The organism is Paenibacillus sp. NPDC058898, from assembly GCF_049316025.1.
Lineage (GTDB): Bacteria > Bacillota > Bacilli > Paenibacillales > Paenibacillaceae > Paenibacillus_AQ.
This window is the reverse complement of sequence record NZ_JBMOSM010000002.1, coordinates 697950-715495: the sequence shown is the minus strand read 5'-3', so window position 1 is coordinate 715495 and position 17546 is coordinate 697950. Positions and strand designations below refer to the sequence as shown.

Annotated in this window: 16 protein-coding genes; 10 read left to right on the top strand and 6 right to left on the bottom strand. The window is 49.3% G+C overall.

What is annotated here, in order from left to right; translation table 11 throughout:
• Position 1 precedes the first annotated feature (1 nt).
• On the top strand, positions 2-985 hold the full coding sequence (locus tag ACOZB4_RS07545) for a diaminopimelate dehydrogenase (RefSeq protein ID WP_379407946.1): 984 nt from the start codon (positions 2-4) through the stop codon (positions 983-985).
• A 51-nt stretch (positions 986-1036) separates the two neighbouring features.
• Here the strand turns inward: ACOZB4_RS07545 and gdhA are convergent, their stop codons facing one another.
• Positions 1037-2416, bottom strand: coding sequence for an NADP-specific glutamate dehydrogenase (gdhA, locus tag ACOZB4_RS07540; protein WP_098748466.1), 1380 nt, complete (start codon positions 2414-2416; stop codon positions 1037-1039).
• A gap of 387 nt (positions 2417-2803) precedes the next feature.
• Here gdhA and ACOZB4_RS07535 point away from each other — a divergent pair, with 387 nt between their 5' ends.
• A complete protein-coding gene (locus ACOZB4_RS07535; protein ID WP_379407951.1) occupies positions 2804-3691 on the top strand; it encodes a hypothetical protein in 888 nt (295 codons plus the stop codon).
• Positions 3692-3796: 105 nt separating this feature from the next.
• On the opposite strand, the gene ACOZB4_RS07530 is transcribed toward ACOZB4_RS07535, so the two are convergent.
• A complete protein-coding gene (locus ACOZB4_RS07530) occupies positions 3797-4633 on the bottom strand; it encodes a YitT family protein (protein ID WP_076324391.1) in 837 nt (278 codons plus the stop codon).
• Between the two features lie 317 nt (positions 4634-4950).
• Here ACOZB4_RS07530 and ACOZB4_RS07525 point away from each other — a divergent pair, with 317 nt between their 5' ends.
• Both ACOZB4_RS07525 and ACOZB4_RS07520 read left to right on the top strand, forming a co-directional pair.
• Positions 4951-5715 (top strand): SDR family oxidoreductase, encoded by a 765-nt coding sequence (locus ACOZB4_RS07525; RefSeq protein ID WP_379407958.1) that lies wholly within the window; start codon positions 4951-4953, stop codon positions 5713-5715.
• A gap of 84 nt (positions 5716-5799) precedes the next feature.
• Positions 5800-6336 (top strand): SMI1/KNR4 family protein, encoded by a 537-nt coding sequence (locus ACOZB4_RS07520; RefSeq protein ID WP_379407963.1) that lies wholly within the window; start codon positions 5800-5802, stop codon positions 6334-6336.
• 89 nt (positions 6337-6425) lie between these two features.
• Here ACOZB4_RS07520 and ACOZB4_RS07515 read toward each other — a convergent pair whose 3' ends face one another.
• Positions 6426-6764 (bottom strand): VOC family protein, encoded by a 339-nt coding sequence (locus ACOZB4_RS07515; protein ID WP_339267334.1) that lies wholly within the window; start codon positions 6762-6764, stop codon positions 6426-6428.
• 265 nt (positions 6765-7029) lie between these two features.
• On the opposite strand from ACOZB4_RS07515, the gene ACOZB4_RS07510 reads away from it, so the two are divergent.
• The 6 genes from ACOZB4_RS07510 (at position 7030) to ACOZB4_RS07485 (ending at position 13365) form a co-directional block, all read left to right on the top strand.
• Positions 7030-8646 (top strand): helix-turn-helix domain-containing protein, encoded by a 1617-nt coding sequence (locus ACOZB4_RS07510; protein WP_379407970.1) that lies wholly within the window; start codon positions 7030-7032, stop codon positions 8644-8646.
• Positions 8647-8742: 96 nt separating this feature from the next.
• Entirely contained in the window at positions 8743-9750 is a 1008-nt protein-coding gene (locus ACOZB4_RS07505; protein ID WP_379407975.1) for an ABC transporter substrate-binding protein, read from the top strand.
• A 354-nt stretch (positions 9751-10104) separates the two neighbouring features.
• Entirely contained in the window at positions 10105-11292 is a 1188-nt protein-coding gene (locus ACOZB4_RS07500; protein ID WP_379407978.1) for a multidrug effflux MFS transporter, read from the top strand.
• A 195-nt stretch (positions 11293-11487) separates the two neighbouring features.
• Positions 11488-11922, top strand: a complete 435-nt coding sequence (locus ACOZB4_RS07495; RefSeq protein ID WP_076324385.1) for a tetratricopeptide repeat protein — start codon at positions 11488-11490, stop codon at positions 11920-11922.
• Between the two features lie 7 nt (positions 11923-11929).
• A complete protein-coding gene (locus tag ACOZB4_RS07490) occupies positions 11930-12268 on the top strand; it encodes a hypothetical protein (RefSeq protein WP_076324384.1) in 339 nt (112 codons plus the stop codon).
• A gap of 71 nt (positions 12269-12339) precedes the next feature.
• Positions 12340-13365 (top strand): hypothetical protein, encoded by a 1026-nt coding sequence (locus ACOZB4_RS07485; protein ID WP_379407985.1) that lies wholly within the window; start codon positions 12340-12342, stop codon positions 13363-13365.
• A gap of 152 nt (positions 13366-13517) precedes the next feature.
• On the opposite strand, the gene ACOZB4_RS07480 is transcribed toward ACOZB4_RS07485, so the two are convergent.
• The 3 genes from ACOZB4_RS07480 to ACOZB4_RS07470 form a co-directional block, all read right to left on the bottom strand.
• The gene (locus tag ACOZB4_RS07480) at positions 13518-14237 is read right to left on the bottom strand and encodes an SDR family NAD(P)-dependent oxidoreductase (protein WP_379407989.1); all 720 of its coding nucleotides are present in this window, start codon (positions 14235-14237) and stop codon (positions 13518-13520) included.
• Between the two features lie 78 nt (positions 14238-14315).
• Positions 14316-15152: a sulfurtransferase gene (locus ACOZB4_RS07475; protein ID WP_379407993.1), complete on the bottom strand. Its 837-nt coding sequence runs from the start codon at positions 15150-15152 to the stop codon at positions 14316-14318.
• Between the two features lie 170 nt (positions 15153-15322).
• Positions 15323-17533, bottom strand: coding sequence for an acyltransferase family protein (locus tag ACOZB4_RS07470; RefSeq protein ID WP_379408001.1), 2211 nt, complete (start codon positions 17531-17533; stop codon positions 15323-15325).
• Between the last annotated feature and the right edge of the window lie 13 nt (positions 17534-17546).

The following is a 17546-nucleotide window of genomic DNA, read 5'->3' as shown; positions in this document are numbered from 1 at the left end:
ATTGAAAGCATCTATTAAAGTAGGGATCGTAGGTTATGGTAACTTGGGCAAAGGCGTACAGAAAGCCATCGGGCAAAATCCGGATCTGGAGCTGGTAGCCATCTTCACGCGCAGAGACCCGCAGCAAATGCCGGCCAATTCCGGTGCTCGCTTCGAGCATATATCAGCGGCAGAGCAATACATCGGCAAGATTGACGTTATGATTCTGTGCGGCGGTTCGGCTACGGATTTGCCTGAGCAAACGCCACAGCTTGCCAGCATGTTCAATACGGTAGACAGCTTTGACACACACGCGAAAATCCCTGAGTTTTTCGAGGAAGTCAACAAAGCAGCGATGGGCGGAGGCCGTGTCAGCGTCATTTCGACGGGCTGGGATCCGGGCTTGTTCTCCATGAATCGTCTGCTTGCCGAAGCGATTTTGCCGGAAGGAAAAGATTATACCTTCTGGGGCAAAGGCGTGAGCCAGGGCCACTCGGATGCCATCCGTCGTGTTCCCGGGGTGAAGGCAGGCGTTCAATATACGGTTCCAGTAGAAGAGGTTATCAACCAAATCCGTGCTGGTGAAACACCGGAACTCGCCACGCGCGAGAAGCACCGGAGAGATTGCTTCATCGTAGCGGAAGAAGGTGCGGACCAAGAGCAGATCCGTCAAACGATTGTGTCGATGCCTAACTATTTTGCCGATTACGATACAACCGTAACTTTCATTACGCAAGAAGAGCTTGAGGCTGAGCATGCAGGCATGCCTCATGGCGGATTTGTCATTCGCAGCGGCGTAACCGGAAGCGGAAATAAACAAATTGTTGAATTTGGCCTGAAGCTTGACAGCAACCCGGAATTTACGGCCAGTGTGCTGGTGTCTTATGCAAGAGCTGCCCATCGTTTGAGCAGAGAGGGACAGAAAGGCGCCAAGACGGTGTTTGATATCCCGCTGGGATACTTATCTCCAAAATCGGCTGAAGAGCTCCGTAGCGAGCTTCTATAAGCTGTAAGAAGCCCTACCGCATATGCGGTAGGGCTTCTTTTTGTTTCTTATTTATACGATACCTTGTGCGATCATAGCATCAGCCACTTTGATAAACCCTGCGATGTTGGCACCAGCCACTAGATTGCCGGCTACGCCATACTCCTCTGCAGCATCTACGGCACTGCTGTAGATATTTTTCATGATCTGATGCAGCTTCGCATCCACTTCTTCAAAGGTCCATGACATTCTCATGCTGTTTTGGCTCATTTCCAGCGCGGATACGGCAACCCCGCCTGCATTGGCGGCTTTAGCCGGTCCGAACAGCACGCCGCTGTTGATGAACTGCTCAATCGCTTCCAGCGTGGAAGGCATATTGGCTCCCTCACCGATAGCTTTTACACCATTCATGATGAGTGTTTTCGCTGCTTCTTCATCCAGCTCATTCTGCGTGGCGCAAGGAAGTGCGATATCGCATGGAATGGTCCAGATGCCCGTGCAGCCTTCGGTATATTCGGCATGCGGGTGAATCTTGACGTATTCGCTGATCCGCAGGCGATCCCGTTCCTTCAGCAGCTTCACGGTTTCGAGGTTAATTCCGTCCGGATCGTACAGGTACCCGTTGGAATCACTGCAGGCGATGACGTGTGCACCGAGCTGCTGTGCTTTTTCAATCGCGTAGATGGAGACGTTGCCCGAGCCGGACACCACGACGCGGCTGTCTTTGAAGCTAAGGCCTTGCGAAGCCAGCATCTCCTGTACGAAGTAGACGCAACCGTAGCCGGTTGCTTCCGTACGTGCCAGGCTTCCGCCATAGATGACGCCTTTGCCTGTCAGAACGCCGGCCTCATGTCCGCCGCGGATCCGCTTGTATTGGCCGAACATATAACCGATCTCGCGAGCGCCGACACCGATATCGCCAGCAGGCACATCGGAATCAGGTCCGATATGACGGTAAAGCTCGGTCATGAAGCTCTGGGTAAAACGCATGACTTCCTGATCGGACTTGCCTTTCGGATCGAAATCCGAACCGCCCTTGCCGCCGCCGATGGGCTGGCCTGTGAGCGCATTTTTGAAGATTTGTTCAAAACCAAGGAATTTGACGATACCGGCATACACCGAAGGATGGAACCGGATGCCGCCTTTGTACGGACCCAGCGCGCTGTTAAATTGGACACGGAACCCGCGGTTTACTTGGGTTTTGCCTTGATCATCCACCCATGGAATACGGAAGGTGATCATTCGTTCAGGCTCCACAAGGCGTTCCAGAATACCGTGTTCCCGATATTTCGGATGCTGGGCTAAAACAGGGACGAGGGAATCTACAAATTCACGGACGGCTTGATGAAACTCTTGCTCATGCGGATCTCGAGCCACCACTTGGTTATAGATGGATTCCACATAGTCTTTCGCGGCAGTAAGGGGTGAAGAAACGGAAATATTCGTAGTCACTTTTGCGATGCACTCCTTCAAATCGTTAAAGTAGAATTGCGTGATAAATCGTCTGTTTTGCGGGAAAGGTAGCCTGTCTCGGACAATTTGTACTAAAACATTAAAAGTTTGCACTCAGCATTTTTAAGTTAAAAAGAATTGTATAGAATCTTGCCCCGTATTACCAATAAAATGTTTTTTGCGAACTCATTAAATATTTCTATAAAGTTGTCATTTGGTGTAAGTTAATAAGCCATAACTCCGTGTTTCGTGTAGCTAAAATGCAAAAAATAATCCGAATTTGTCATGGGAAAATACAAATAAAAGGAACATTGGCTTCAACTTTTTCGGAATGTTTAGCGTCTGAGGTTATGGAAGACTTGGAATCTTATTACAGGAGCTGAGGGCATGAAAAGGTTATCGGCAGCGATGTTTATTTTGGCAATAAGTACCTTGACGGCATGTGCGGATCCGGAGATGGAGCAGGCCCCCGCCCCACCCGTTTCGGACGTGAAGCCGGCGCCTAATATAAAGGATGAGCAGCCCTTGGTGGTCCAGGATGTGGCTGCTTTACAGGAAGGGACCTTCGCTTTTGCCGACGAGACGGGGCATAGGCTGTTGGCAGACCCGGATGCGGCTATTCAGGATGAGCAAGCCTCGCTGATTGCCGTGGGACAGGGAGGCGTGGTGCTTCCGGTTCAATATGCCGGCTCGCAGCCAGCGACGGAGGAAGATAACGGCAGGCAAACCGCACCGAATTTCAGCCATCAGGCTGGACAATTGTATGAGGTGAGCGAAGGGGCAGCAGAACCGAATGCCACCTATTTTATCATCCCTACGCGCCATCTTCCTACGGATGCCTTAATGACTATTCAACCAGCAAATCCGGAGGAGATCAATGAACAGGAGCTGCAGGACATCAAGAACAGCAAGGGGAGAGAAGTAGACAAGGCATGGCCCATTGTTCAACTTCCTGATGGGGAGTCCCTCTATCTGGTGCAATTCGTCAGACAGGGTGATGATATGCTGGCAAGCCTGGCGCTGAAACGTGAGAGCGGCTGGTTATATTATGATTATCCGGCGAAGTTTGATCCGAGCTCTACATGGAGAGTGGATGATCAAGGTGAGGTGCGGCCGGAGATGTTCTCATTTCTCTTTGCGGCAAAAACGGAGCTTGGCTTTGTGTTGGGCGTCCAATGGATGGGCTCGGAAGGAGAGAATGTTTCGCTTCTATCCGTGTCGGATGATGCTATTACAGATCTCGGGCTGGCGTATGGAAGATATATGTCTCCCTAATAAACCGAAGATGAAGCTGAGTATGATGAAAAAAAGATAAAAAAGATCGAAACCTGCCCAAACGGCTGTTTCGATCTTTTTTCGTATAAAAGGATAAGTCCGCTCTTATTTTGAAATATCAATAAATCCTTCGCCAAACACGTCGCGTACGTCATGGATCGTGACAAAAGCGTTTTTGTCTTCGGCCCGGACGATTTTTTTGAGCATGGAGACTTCCTGTTTACTGATGACGATGTAGAGCACATCTTTGGTCTGACCGGTGTAATATCCATAACCCCGGAGCACGGTCACCCCGCGATCCATAATCTCCGTAACCCGAATTGCGATGCGGTCATGATGAGTTGAGATGATGGTAACGGCCTTTTTGGGATTCAAGCCTTCAATAATGAACTCCATCGCCTTGGTGCCGATATAGAGGATGACCACGGTGAACATCACCTTCTCGATCCCGATTACAAAGACAGACAGTCCGGCCACGATCAGGTCAAAGAACAGCAGGGCATAACTGATATTCCAATCCCAATATTTATTAGCCAGGCGGGCCAATATCACCGTACCCGCCGTTGTGCCACCCACCCGGACGATGAGTCCAATCCCGACGCCGGCAAACAGTCCGGCAAATATGGCATTGATCACCGGCTCATCCGAAGCGATGCTCCAGTTCTCCGTCAAATGAAGGAACAGAGAGTGAAAGGCAACAACGATAATGGTATAGACCGTCGTTTTTTTATCCAGAAGCTTGTAGCCGATAATCAGCAAAATCCCGTTAATCACAATGCCGACCAGCGCCGGGGACCATTTCAGCACATAAAACAGAATGATCGAGATCCCGGTAACGCCGCCTTCGCCAAAATCGTTGGGAATGACGAATAAATTGACGGCCAGCGCAAAAATAAATGCCCCGATGAGCAGCATGATCATATCAAACGCTCTTTTTTTCATACGATATACCTCCATGACTTTCAACAAGCTCACAAAAAAAGCGACTAAAGGAAAAAATCATCCTTTAATCGCTTTATGCAAACACAGGTTGCGCAGCTCTTTTGATATTCTCATTATAATAATCATTACATGGAATGTAAATGATTTTTAATTCACTGAGCGCAGGAGACGACGCAAATGCCTACGTTCTAGCCCTTTCACAAGTGGGGCGTTTTTTATAGGGTAATCGAGAGGACGACGAGAATAGGAGCGCAATATTTCGAAATGGGGCCTGTGATAAAACTAAAAGTGAAAGAAGAAGAGGAGATGATGAGAACATGAATACATTGACGGGAAAAGTTGCTTTGGTTACAGGCTCCAGCCGAGGCATTGGACGTGCCATCGCGATACGATTGGCGAAGGAAGGAGCGTTGGTAGCCGTTCACTATGGCAAGAACCATGAGGCCGCGGAAGAGGTCGTGAGCGAGATAACCGAGGCCGGAGGCAAAGCTTTCTTGGTAGGGGCGGATCTTACTTCCATGGATGGAATAAGTGCCCTGTACGGGTCGCTGGATGAGACGTTGAAAGCACGAACCGGTGAAACATATTTTGATATTCTGGTTAACAACGCAGGGATCGGCTTAGTGGAAACCATCGAGGAGACCACGGAGGAAAGCTTTGATGAAGTGATACGAATGAACGTGAAGTCGCCATTCTTCATGATTCAGCAGGCTCTCCCACGCCTTCGAGACGATGGCCGCATTATCAATTTATCTTCTGCGGTAACCCGAATCTCCTTGCCCAATATTCCTGCGTATACGATGACGAAGGGGGGCATCAATTCGCTGACCCTCTCCCTGTCGAGCCAGCTAGGTTCCCGCGGAATCACGATCAATGCGATACAGCCTGGATTCGTTGCTACTGACATGAATGCCGCCATGCTTCAGGACCCGGCCTCGTTCCAATTCGGAGCCGGCTATTCAATCTTCGGAAGATGGGGTGAGCCTGGGGATATCGCAGATATTGCAGCATTTCTGGCTTCACCGGACAGCCGCTGGATCACCGGTCAATGCATCGATGCCAGTGGAGGATCCCATCTGTAATGACTGCTCCCTCTTTCCGATATTTCCATTATAATGATTGGAGAAGATCCAAGACAGGAAGTACCAGGATGGAGGAAGGCCAAGATGTGGAATATCAATTTTGAGCACCCGTATGACAAACGTTCCGGCGCGACCGGTGAACAAATGGCTCGTTTTGTTAAGGAGTGGAATACGGAGCTGTCTGCCCAAGAAATGGATGAAATCAAGGGAAGACAAGTGAATCCTTTTCACAAAACGTCTCCCTTTTACGATCAATATACGCCGCTCGATCCTGCAGGCTGGAAGCTGCCCCAGAGGAATTTCCCCGCAAGCTATTTGGACTTATTGAAGTATTCCAACGGAGGGGAATTTCAACAGGGAGAACGTCTTTTTCAGTTCTTTAGCACGGATGACCTGAGGGAGATGAACCTGGCTTACGAGCTGCCGGAGTATATGCCGAAGGCGGTGTCGTTTGCGATGGATGGAAGCGGAAACCATTATATGTTCGATATGAGGGAAGAGCCGGTAAACGGAGAATATCCGATTTTGTTTGCGCATTCCGGCAGCTTGGGCTATGAGGACTGCGAGCGGGTTGCGGATTCTTTCCCCGCATTATGCACGGAGACATGGGAGCTATATTAAGCCTGACATAACATAAGAGCCCACGCGTGATGCGTGGGCTTTTGCGTGTAGCGGATGAGGAATGGCGTTGTCCCATGTAACGATGATGATTAGGCCAGAACTTCAACAGTAAACCCGCCCGGGGCTTTAATGTAAAATGTCCATCCGTGGGCTCTTTGTGGCGGCTCGACATCGAACCCATCATCCTTTAGACGCTGATAGAGTTCATTTACCTTCGCTTCGCTTTCCTGAATAAAGCCAATATGAAACGTCTTGGGGTAGTTAACCTCGGTCCCCCGCATTAAGGTCAGCACCATCCCTTGATCGTCAAACATCGCTGCAAACGATTGGCCGCGCTCGCCTCCGATTTTGAGTCCGAAATAGGTTTGCAAAAATTCCTTTGCCGCAGTTACATCAGTGACAGTGAGATTAAGATGGTTCAGTATCATATCGTGCACACTTCCTTTCTGTGGAATGAGTGATTCTTAATTTAAGCGTAGCACATTTAAGCAAGTGGAGAGCTTATGCAGGTTTAGGGCAGGCATGGTCGGCGAAACCCGTCACACAAGTCGAATGTTTTAGATAGGGCTTCGCCATGATTGCTTGGAAGGAGGAAGCGTATAAAATGGATTTAACGTAACAGATGGAGCAAGCATCTGGTATAATAACATCACATTAATTGATAATGATTATCATAATCAAGGAGGTCGTTCCGTGTCACTACCCTCAACGAATAAACTTCCCACTCATTTTTTTCACGTGCCGATTCGTTTAATGGGATTGGATGAAGAGATTCCGAGCGCCAGCGGAAATCATCAAGAGCAAGGCTATTGCATCATGATCATCCAGGAGGGAGAGGGCCTACTGCATGTGGATGAGCGATCCTATCCGGTTTTCAGAGGAAGCGTATTTGGTTCCGGCAGCCTAACGGAACTCAAGCTGGAATCCATGAGATTAATGCCTTTACGGGGGCTTTACATGGAATATCGATGCTTATGTGTAGATGACAGCACATCTTACGGACTTGAATGTAATGTTCCGATTCATGATATTCCGTCCGAGATTTTACGGATGGCCGGAGAACTTGAGAGCATCTGGGGAGTTGCGGATCACGGGGAGCCTTTTCAGCTGCAGCATCTGTTCATTAAACTGCTGCAAGAGATCCATGCGGAGACGATATCCAGATCATCTTCACAGCAACAATCTTGGGTGGAACAAGCCCAGCAGTATATGGAAGAGAACTACTCTAAAGATCTGACAAGAGAGCAGATGGCTGCTAGGGCGGGTGTTAGTCCGGAGCATTTCTCGCGCAAGTTTCGCAAGCATACCGGACGTACCTTTAATGAATACTTGACCCTGTTTCGAATACGTAAAACGCAAGAACGACTGTTGACCGGGTCGCAAGATTTAAATACGCTGGCGCAGGAAGTAGGGTATAAGGAGGGCTTGTACCTCAGCCGTAAATTCAAGGAAGCTGTAGGCATGTCTCCTACGGCTTATAAACGTAAACCAAAGCGAATCGCCGCATTGAACCTAAACCATACGGCATCCTTGTTGGCGCTTGGGGTTACGCCTGAGATGGGGGTGTATACCCCTTGGCTTCAGCAGACTCCATACAGCAATCATCTGAGTGCAGACCATTGTTTCGACCCGTATGCTCTTGCATTCGATCATTATTATGAGACGATAGCTTCATCCAATCCGGATCTGATTATCAGCTACGATTCGGCAATTGAGAACAAGGCGCTGCTCGCTTTGGCGCCTGTCCTGGATCTGCCGTTCAAGACGATGAGCTGGCGCGAGCAATTCCGCTTCATCGCTTCCGTTATAGATAAAGATGCGGAAGCGGAGGAATGGCTGTCGCGTTACAACGAACGGGTCGATCACTCGAATGAGGTACTCAATGGAGTGCTTGGTAAGCGGGGAAGCGCCGTCGTTTGGGAATTTTGCGCGGATACAGCTTATTGCTTCAGCGGCAGTTTTGGCAGAGGGAGCCAGATTCTATACGACGATATTGGATTTCGTCCGCCTGTCGGGCTGGTGGATGAAGGGCTCCATCGCCGCGGATATGTGGAAGCGGCAATCGGCAAGGTCGCTTCTTACGCGGCCGATCATATATTCATAACGTCATTACCTAACCATCCCCACGGTCTGGAGCGAGTCAAAGCATTGTTCAGATCACCGGATTGGCGGCATTTGGATGCGGTACGGCACAATCGAGTCTATGTTCTGAATCAACCGGAATTATTCTTCGGATATGACCCTATCTCCTCGCAAGCACAGCTGAGCGAATTGATGAAAGTGCTGACAGGACATCATAAATTTGCATGAGTAGACATCATTTTAAGGCATAGCCATTGGAGGGGACAGGAGGTAATGTTTTATGTGAGAATGATTATCGTTATCGATATATAAGGGGGATATAAAGTGTTTTCTTTTCGTAGTTTAAGCAGAAGGCGTGTAACTCTTGTTACCGCAGTGCTCTTTCTGGCATTTATGCTCAGTGCCTGTGGAGCAGGAGAGACAAGTAAGGGAAATAACACGGAGACCGTATTGACCGCAGCTAATGATTCATCGCAAGCGCTGGATACGAATTCGGCGGAAGAATCCAAGGTGAAAACCGTTTCTACCGTCAATGGCGATATCGAAGTTCCGGTGAGTCCGAAGCGCATCGTCGCAGAAGAATATTTGGGCAGCCTGATTGCGCTTGATGTCATTCCGGTTGGAGCGCCGGGGCTTACCATCCAAAATTATTATTTTAAAGAATCCTTAAAAGGAATCGAGGATATCGGGGATTACGGAAAACCGTCGGTCGAGAAAGTCATGGCTTTAAACCCGGATCTCATCATTACTGGCAATGGGGAAACAACCTATGAGCAGCTAAGTAAAATCGCCCCCACTATCGTCATTCCATATGGAGATTTAAAGAATGCACATGAAGAGTTGACTTATTTCGGTGAGTTATTTGGTAAGGAAGAGGAAGCCAAAACTTGGCTGGAGGAGTATGATCGGCGCATTGCGGCAGCCAAAGCTAAAGTCGATGCAGCGATTCCGGCGGATGCGACCTTTAGCATTATGGAAGACGGCGAGAAGACAACCTGGGTGTACGGTGATAATTTCGGCCGTGGCGGTCAGCCTGTCTATCAGGCATTGGGAAGAAAGCCTCCGAGCGGGGTGGCTGCGGAAATATTGGAGAAGCAATGGGCTGAGTTAACGGCTGAAATGATAGGAAAATACGCGGGCGATTACATTATTATGACGTCTAATACGCGTACGATCGAAGATTTCCGAGCGGATCCGATTTGGGGCAGTCTCCCTGCGGTCAAGAAGGGAAACATGTATGTATGGCCCGAGGAGCGTTCCTGGTATTACGATCCGCTTGCCGTTCTTGCCCAGACGGAAGAATTGGCAGAATGGCTCTCTAAGAAGAATTGATACATAAAAGGTGCTCGTCAGAGTCTTGTCATTATACAGGGCGATGGTAGGGCACCCTTTTTTGATCGTGATGCAAGTACGAGCAATCAAATCCTCAAAAAAATAAACCTCCTTATTTTTCTGTTCTTGCTGTCCCTGGCTCAAAGTATAAGGCCTCCCGTGGGAGGAGAATCAAGAGCGCATTTTGCCTGCAATTCTGCTATAATTCTCGGTAGATATTACCCCCTTATTCAGAAAAAAAAGGTGACTTTTCATGCTTTCATTTACTAGACTAACGAAATGCAAACCCCCGATCCCGTAATTTCTTTGCCAGCCAACTAGAGATTTTTTGAAATGATAAGGGGGATGTTAGCTGTGCAAAGAAAAATCTCAAATCCATCCATATGGTTATTAATTATCCTTGTGGGTTTCCCACAAATTAGTGAAACGATATATACACCTTCATTACCGGACATTGCCCATCAATTGGGAGCAAGCAACAATGCAATCCAACTAACGCTCAGCATTTACTTCTTAGGCTTTGCCTTCGGAGTGTTTTGCTGGGGAAGGCTTTCGGATTCCATCGGACGTCGTCCTGCTATGCTGTGGGGCATCCTGGTTTATGGATTAGGCAGCTTAGGCTGCTATCTATCCGGTTCGGCCGAATGGTTATTGGTGAGCCGATTCATTCAGGCTTTTGGTGCCAGCACTGGCTCGGTCGTCACCCAAACCATTTTGCGTGAGAGTATCGATGGAGCCAAGCGTCATGCGGTGTTTGCCCAGATTTCGGCTGCGCTTGCGTTTACGCCCGCCATTGGGCCGCTCATTGGCGGATGGGTGGATCAATCTCTTGGTTTCAGAGCAGTGTTCTTGACGCTGGTTTTGATGAGCGCCGCCATTTTGTTGTATACCTGGACTTCTCTGCCTGAAACCAGGGTAAAGGCTGTCTCTAAGATTAACACCCTCTCCGTGGCCAAGCGCTTGGTCTCCGACCCCAGAATATGGGGATTCGGTTTTCTCATTGGAGCCACCAACGGCATATTGTTCAGTTACTATGCCGAGGCCCCGTTTATTTTTATTGAATTTTTTCAGATGAGCCCCGGCGGCTTTGGTTTCTTCGGTATCTTTGTTGCGATGTCATCCATCTTAGGTGCGATGCTGTCGAAGAAACTGCTGACCAGGCTCCAGGCTGAGCGCATTATCGTGATCGGCACGATCATTACGATGCTCGGGGCCCTTTGCCTTACCGTTCTTGCTGTTAGCGGAATTAACGCCACTTTAATGGATATGGTGTTAATGGTAGCGTGTATTTTTATTCTGCTGCTCGGCATCGGAATGGCGATTCCGAATTGCCTTAGTCTGGCGCTGAACCAATATGGAGATGTGCTCGGAACGGCAGGAGCGATCTTCGGATTGGGTTACTACATTGTTGTCAGCCTGATTACCAGCGGCATGAGTCTTCTTCACAATGGCTCGTTAATCGTGATGCCCTTGTATTTTCTTGGCCTTGCGGCAGTCATGGTCTGCGTGAGCAAGAAACTTGCTGGATATGCGCGGAGGTAGTTTGGCATCTTGTTTAAGTTTCATATAGGATTGAAAAGAAGCTGTCCCTTTTCTAGCAGGAGGGGCAGTTTCTTCTTGCCACTGGATTAATAGAGCGGCGGTGGTACGCCTATCAATAAAAGATTCCCCGTCGTAGTGGAATATTTATCCATGATTTGGTACCATTTTAACTAGATTTACGAGGAGGGGGTCCGAATGAAAGAGCTGGGAATCGACAACCCGGACTTGGAAAATGAGATTGTAGCGACCGTTGAGTCGGGGAATGAGCTTGAAGAGGAGTGGAAGTTGGACGAGGCTCTTACATATTATGAGAAAGCGTGGTCCATGCTGCCTGAGCCCAAGTTAAGCTGGGAGATTGCGAGTTGGATCGCATCTTGTTGTTCCAGTGTTTACTTTGCGAGGGGAGAGTTCGAGCAAGCCAAACCCTGGAGCGAAATTTCATTGCAAACCAGAGGCTCCAGTATCGACACCGGACCGCTCATTGATCTCGGCATGGTCTGTTTGGAACTGAAGCAGCATGATGAAGCCTTCCAATATTTTGACCGAGCCTATCAATACGGGAAGAATAGGGCTTTCCAGGGAAGACCGAAGAAATATCTTGATTATTATCTGGGTCGAATCAAAGGGTAGAACGTGGATGCGGGACAGACTTCGAATTCAGAGCGTTTATCTGGCTGGAAAATCAGCGGATAAGGCGAATTATCTGCCGGATTTTATTCGTGTCCTGGAGGACGAAGAGGTACGTGTCCAGCATACCGCACTACAGGCACTGAGGGAGGTCACCGATCCCGGATTGCTGGAAATCTATGAACGGCTGCTGCGCCAGCATAAGACTAACAAGGATTACATCCGCTCCAATATCAAGGCGCGGCTTGAGGAATTCGCTTTAACCTCATTAGAGCAGATCAATAAAGAGATTCCGGCAGACTGGACGCATGTGCGGGGCATGTTGAAGAAGATTGTGGTTCCTTCATGATGGCTGGAGACTAGAATCGACCTGTTCATATACAATTCCCATCTCATTTTCAAAGAACGGAGGCGAGCGGTATGAGCGAACCGTGGACAGCATCGATGAGCGGGGTTCCCTGGAGCACGGACAAGATGGACAGTGCCGTTAAACAGCTGAGGCACCGTGCAACCATTGGTTTTGTTGTTGGGGCAGACAAAGCGGAAGATCTGCTGAAGCTGGATGAACAGGTGTTCTCCAAGCGTCCGGACTTGATATTGCATATCTATCATGCAGAGGCGAAAGGTCGTTATAGGGAGGAATTTTTGGAGACACTTTCAGGATTGAAATTTGTTGCTGCTTTGCACCTGGATCTCAAACAGCAACAGGATTTGAATAGGCTGGCTGCAATGGATCGAATGGAATTTCTAAAGATACGCTCGCCCAAAACGCAAAATCTCGACTTTATCCGGAATTACAAGTTTTTAAAATACCTTGAGCTTAGTGGCAAATTTGATGATCTATCGGCGATAGCGGACTGCATTCGGCTGGATACGCTGGTCCTGAACTGCCCGATCGACCAGCTGGATTTTGTCGTGGATTTGCCGCTGATCAAGTATCTGGCCATAGACAGCTGTACTTTGAACGGTTCGCTGGAAGTGCTGGCTAGCTCCAATATAAGTATGCTGAGGCTCTCTGCCGTCCGAAATCTGACGAATATCGATGCCCTGGCGGTATTGGATCATTTGGTTTTCCTTCACTTGTCGCTGCCGAAAGTTGAGCGCCTGTGCGATTTCTCGCATATGCGAAATCTCCGGCAGCTTGAGCTGGATTACATGAAATCCTTGCAGGAGATCGGGAACTTATGGACCGCGGATCGGTTGGAGGTTCTGATGTTAAAGGAGATTCCTACAAGGATCAAAGCGGAAGCCTTGGACGGCTTGGCGGATATGGATTGCCTGCGGCAGGTAGACTTCCGGTTTATCGATACCGGAAGAGGCCGCATTGCCGCCATGCGCAAGCGAATGGCTGAAGCGGGCAAAGAGCATCTTCTCTATGAGAATATCGCCGAGGAGAAGCGGATACAATCGATGGCTCTTGAGCATCTGTCGGGGATCCTGATGTAAAAGTGCAGATGCCATAAAATTAGAAAAAAGCCCGTTATAGTTGCGGGCTTTTTTCCAATTTTAATCTTTTTACGCGTCCCCAGTCCACCGGGTTCCCCACATAACAAATCCAATCGCTCGAGCTGCCGGCATACAGCTATCATATGGTATAGTTAGATATTCGTATCCATTAGCGCCGGAATATTGATTTCTTTGACGCAGGCTGCTTTAGACAAGCTGACCACACATTTTACTAAGGAAACTATATCCTGGAGCGGAATACGTGTCCCATTATAGGCAGAAAGGGCACGATCAACCCCTTCTTCATATGGAATTTCAGCAGCCAATTCACCAGGATTAATACATGTGACAGCAATACCATCTTCTCTCGTGTGCTCTCTAAGAGCCTCTGTAATTCCTCGAATAGCGAATTTTGAGGCAACAAAAGAAACTTGACTGCTGTTCGCATTATTCAGGCCTGCTGTCGAACCAATAAGAATCATTTTTCCTGCATTAGATTTACGAAGATGAGGCAATAACGCTTGAATGCATACAATGGCAGCAGTAATATTCACTTGTATAAGATTACTGATGTCAGCAGGCTCATCGTGATCGAAGGTATAATGATCCTCAAAACCTTCTTTTTCCCAAATTCCTACATTATATATGAGAACATCCAATGTTTCGTTCTGCAGCATATCCTTAATCAGTGTCGATGAATGGAGCTCAGACAAATCTGCTGGTATCCATTCCCGTTCAATGCCATCCTCTAAATCTAAACTTTCAGGCCTGCTGCGAGCAACCACCCAAACTTTATCACCTCGCTGAGGCACACCCCTAACAAAAGCATCTCCCAATCCCTTACTAGCACCAAATACAATATATGTTTTCATCTACATTCTCCTTATTACATCGCCCAAAGCATACAACCTTAGTGGCGATGTAATCATCATTCATATCTGTCTTAGCTCCTACTCCTCTCCAGTCGCCACCGGATTCTCCTGATAGCTGATCCAGTCACTCCAGCTGCCCGCATACAGCTTCACGTTGCCGTAACCTGCTTCTTCCAGGGCAAGCACGTTCGGACAAGCGGTGACGCCGGAGCCGCAGTATACGATAATCTCGGCATCTTGCGGGATATCGGTAAAATGCTCGCGAAGCGCGCCAGCATCCTTCCAATGTCCAGAGGTGTCCAGGACCCCCTTCCAGAAGTAGTTCACCGCCCCCGGAATATGTCCGGCCTTGGTGTCCAAAGGCTCCTGGGCTCCGGCATATCTACGTGGTTCGCGTGAATCGATGAGCGTTTTGTTACCATGCTGCGAAGCCTCGCGCACCTCATCTACGAGGACCAATTTATCGGGCTTAAGGTTGATTTCATATGGTACCGGAATGACGATCGGTTGTTCACCCGTTATAGGATACGAGGCATTCTTCCAAGCTGTAAAGCCTTCATCCATCACATAAGCCTGTTCATGCCCGGTATATTTCAGCAGCCACCATAGACGGCTGGCCATGGCTCCGCCCTGGTCGTCATAGATGACGACGCGGCTGCGCTCCTGAATACCGGACTGGCCGAGACGCTGTGCAAGCTGATCCAGGTCCGGTAGAGGATGGCGTCCGCCATGTTGGGTGATAGGAGAGGAGAGGTCCTTCTCCAAGTCAAGGTAAACGGCACGGGGAATATGCGATTCCTCGTAAGCGGTTCGGCCGCTTTCCGGCTTGCCGAGGGCAAAACGGCAGTCAACGATGACCAGATCCGGTTCATAGAGTCTCGCCAGCAGCCATTTCATTGTCACGATATTGTTCATATACCAGGACACCGCCTTCTATTAAGAAATAATGAGATTAAGTAACCGAATTATATCATATTGCTGCTTTTCGATTACGTATATAACTAAAAAGTCGACCTGTCTCATAGAAGGATGAGATCAGGTCGACAATATGAGAATGAATGATGGCAAGAATCAGGATAAACGCTTTATTTCTTGATAGCTTGAAGCAGCATGGACGTGTAGGCCTCGGCACCTTCCGGCTCCAGATGGACGCCGTCAGACCGGAAGTATTCCGGATGATCCTTACTGGCTGAATACCAATCCACCAACGTAACCTTCGGGTTCTGGGCAGCCGCTTTTGCCAGCATGCCGTTTACGTTCTGTTCCCAATCACGTGGAACCCGTGTGTTGATAAGCAGAATTTGCTTAGCTGAATCCAGCGGACGCAGAAGAGAATCCAGATCCTTTTTCGAGAAAGCGCCGTTGGTTCCCAGCCCGATGACGATAATGCCGCCATCTATCCGGTTCTGGGCTTTCATAACGGGAATCAGGTCATCGGCCTGACGCATTTGGCGGCCTATCACTGCATCGATGTGAATGCCAGGCAGCGATTTTTCCAGATAAGGGGAGACCCCGAGCATGACCGAATCCCCAATGGCCGTGATGGCGGACTTGGATACCGGAGGATTTTGAGGCTTACTCGTTGGCTTCGTAGGATTGCTCTTTCCGCCTGTCGTTTTGCCTGCCGAGTCCTTGGATTGAACTGGCTTATCAGCCTTATCCTCACCAGGTTTATCAGCTTTATCTTCATTCGGTTGATCCGGGATTGTTTTCCCGGAATCAGCCTTATCGGAGCTTCCGTTCCCTGCGTCGGTTGGCTCATCTTTGTTGTCAACGTCATTTCCAACAGGATGGTCCGGCTCTTCGTCCCCGCCAGCATCGTCATTGCCAGACCCTGTTGCTCCATCCGGAATCGGCAGTTGATCCGCTTCTTCATCGGAGTTTGGCTTCTTCACAACACCAGGCTGCTTCGCGTCGGTAGGAGGCGGGGGGACTTTCCCGTTCGTGTCTGCAGGAAGCGGCGATTGTCCTTGTGGTGGCTCCATCGCTCCGGCCTCTCCACCTTCAGTCTGGTCCGGTTCTTCCGGGGCAGGATCATCGAGGTTTAGCATGGCAGCGATATCACCTACCGTTCTCGCAGAGGATACACTGCTCATCATCCCCGAGCAAAAAACGCCGATTAGAATTAGCGAGCTTATCGAAACGACCCAGCCTCTTAACGAAATCGAAGTCGAACGGCGCCGAATGGATCGGGCCTTAAACCATAATTTCTTCAGTCCGCCATGTCGTATCGGCTCTTCAACATACTTCCAGGATAGGGCGGCCAGCAGAACGCTTGCCGCGATTTGCAGTGCAACCTGAGGCAAACTCAGATCGGCTGCACCGGATGCAGGTGAGGTCAGGATCATCACCGGGTAATGCCATAAGTAAATTCCATAGGATCGAACGCCTATCCATAACAGGGGCTTCCAGCTTAACAAGCGGCTGATCGAAGCTCCTGGGTGCGCCAACACCGCAACGAGGACGGCGGCAGCAAGAGAGAAGAGAAACATGCCTCCTTGATACAGGAACGAATCGTAACGGTCCACCTGCCACATCATGGAGAGTATGATAAGCATTGCCGCGGCGCCTGTCACATTGAGTCTGCGCCGGGTAGCCCTTGATACAGGGGTGGACAGCTTCCAACTGGGCCATACGACAGCCAGCCCAGCTCCAATGAGCAGACCAAACGCTCGGGTATCCGTTCCATAATAGACCCGGCTAGGATCATCTCCCGGCTGATAGATCACCGCCATGGCCAAAGCCGAAATCGCGGCTCCGGCAGCAATGAAAGTGAACAGCTGTCCCCTGCGGGGGAATAGCTTGAGAACCGCTAACATGATCAAAGGCCACAGTAAGTAAAACTGCTCTTCCACGGCAAGCGACCAGAAATGCCCCAGTGGAGAAGGTGGGCCAAATGATTCGAAATAAGATTGCTGCTGAAAAATAAACTGCCAGTTGCTTATGTATGTAACGGCGCCGAGCACCTCACTTCGGAGCGTAGCCAGTCGCGATCGGTCAAACAGCGTAACCCATACCACAAGGATGAATAGCATGAGCAGCATGGCCGGCAGGAGCCGCCGGAACCTTCGTATCCAGAAATCTTTCAGATCGATCCGGCGCTGGTGATGCCATTGCGATGCGAGAATATCCGTAATGAGATACCCGGACAGTACGAAGAATAAACTTACTCCGAGAAAACCACCGCCTGCAAAACCAAAACTCCAGTGGTATCCCATCACTCCGATCAAGGCGAGGGCTCTAAGCCCATCGAGACCGGGCATGTAGCGTGAACGTGGCTTATCTGATGCTGGCACGGGAGATCGCTCC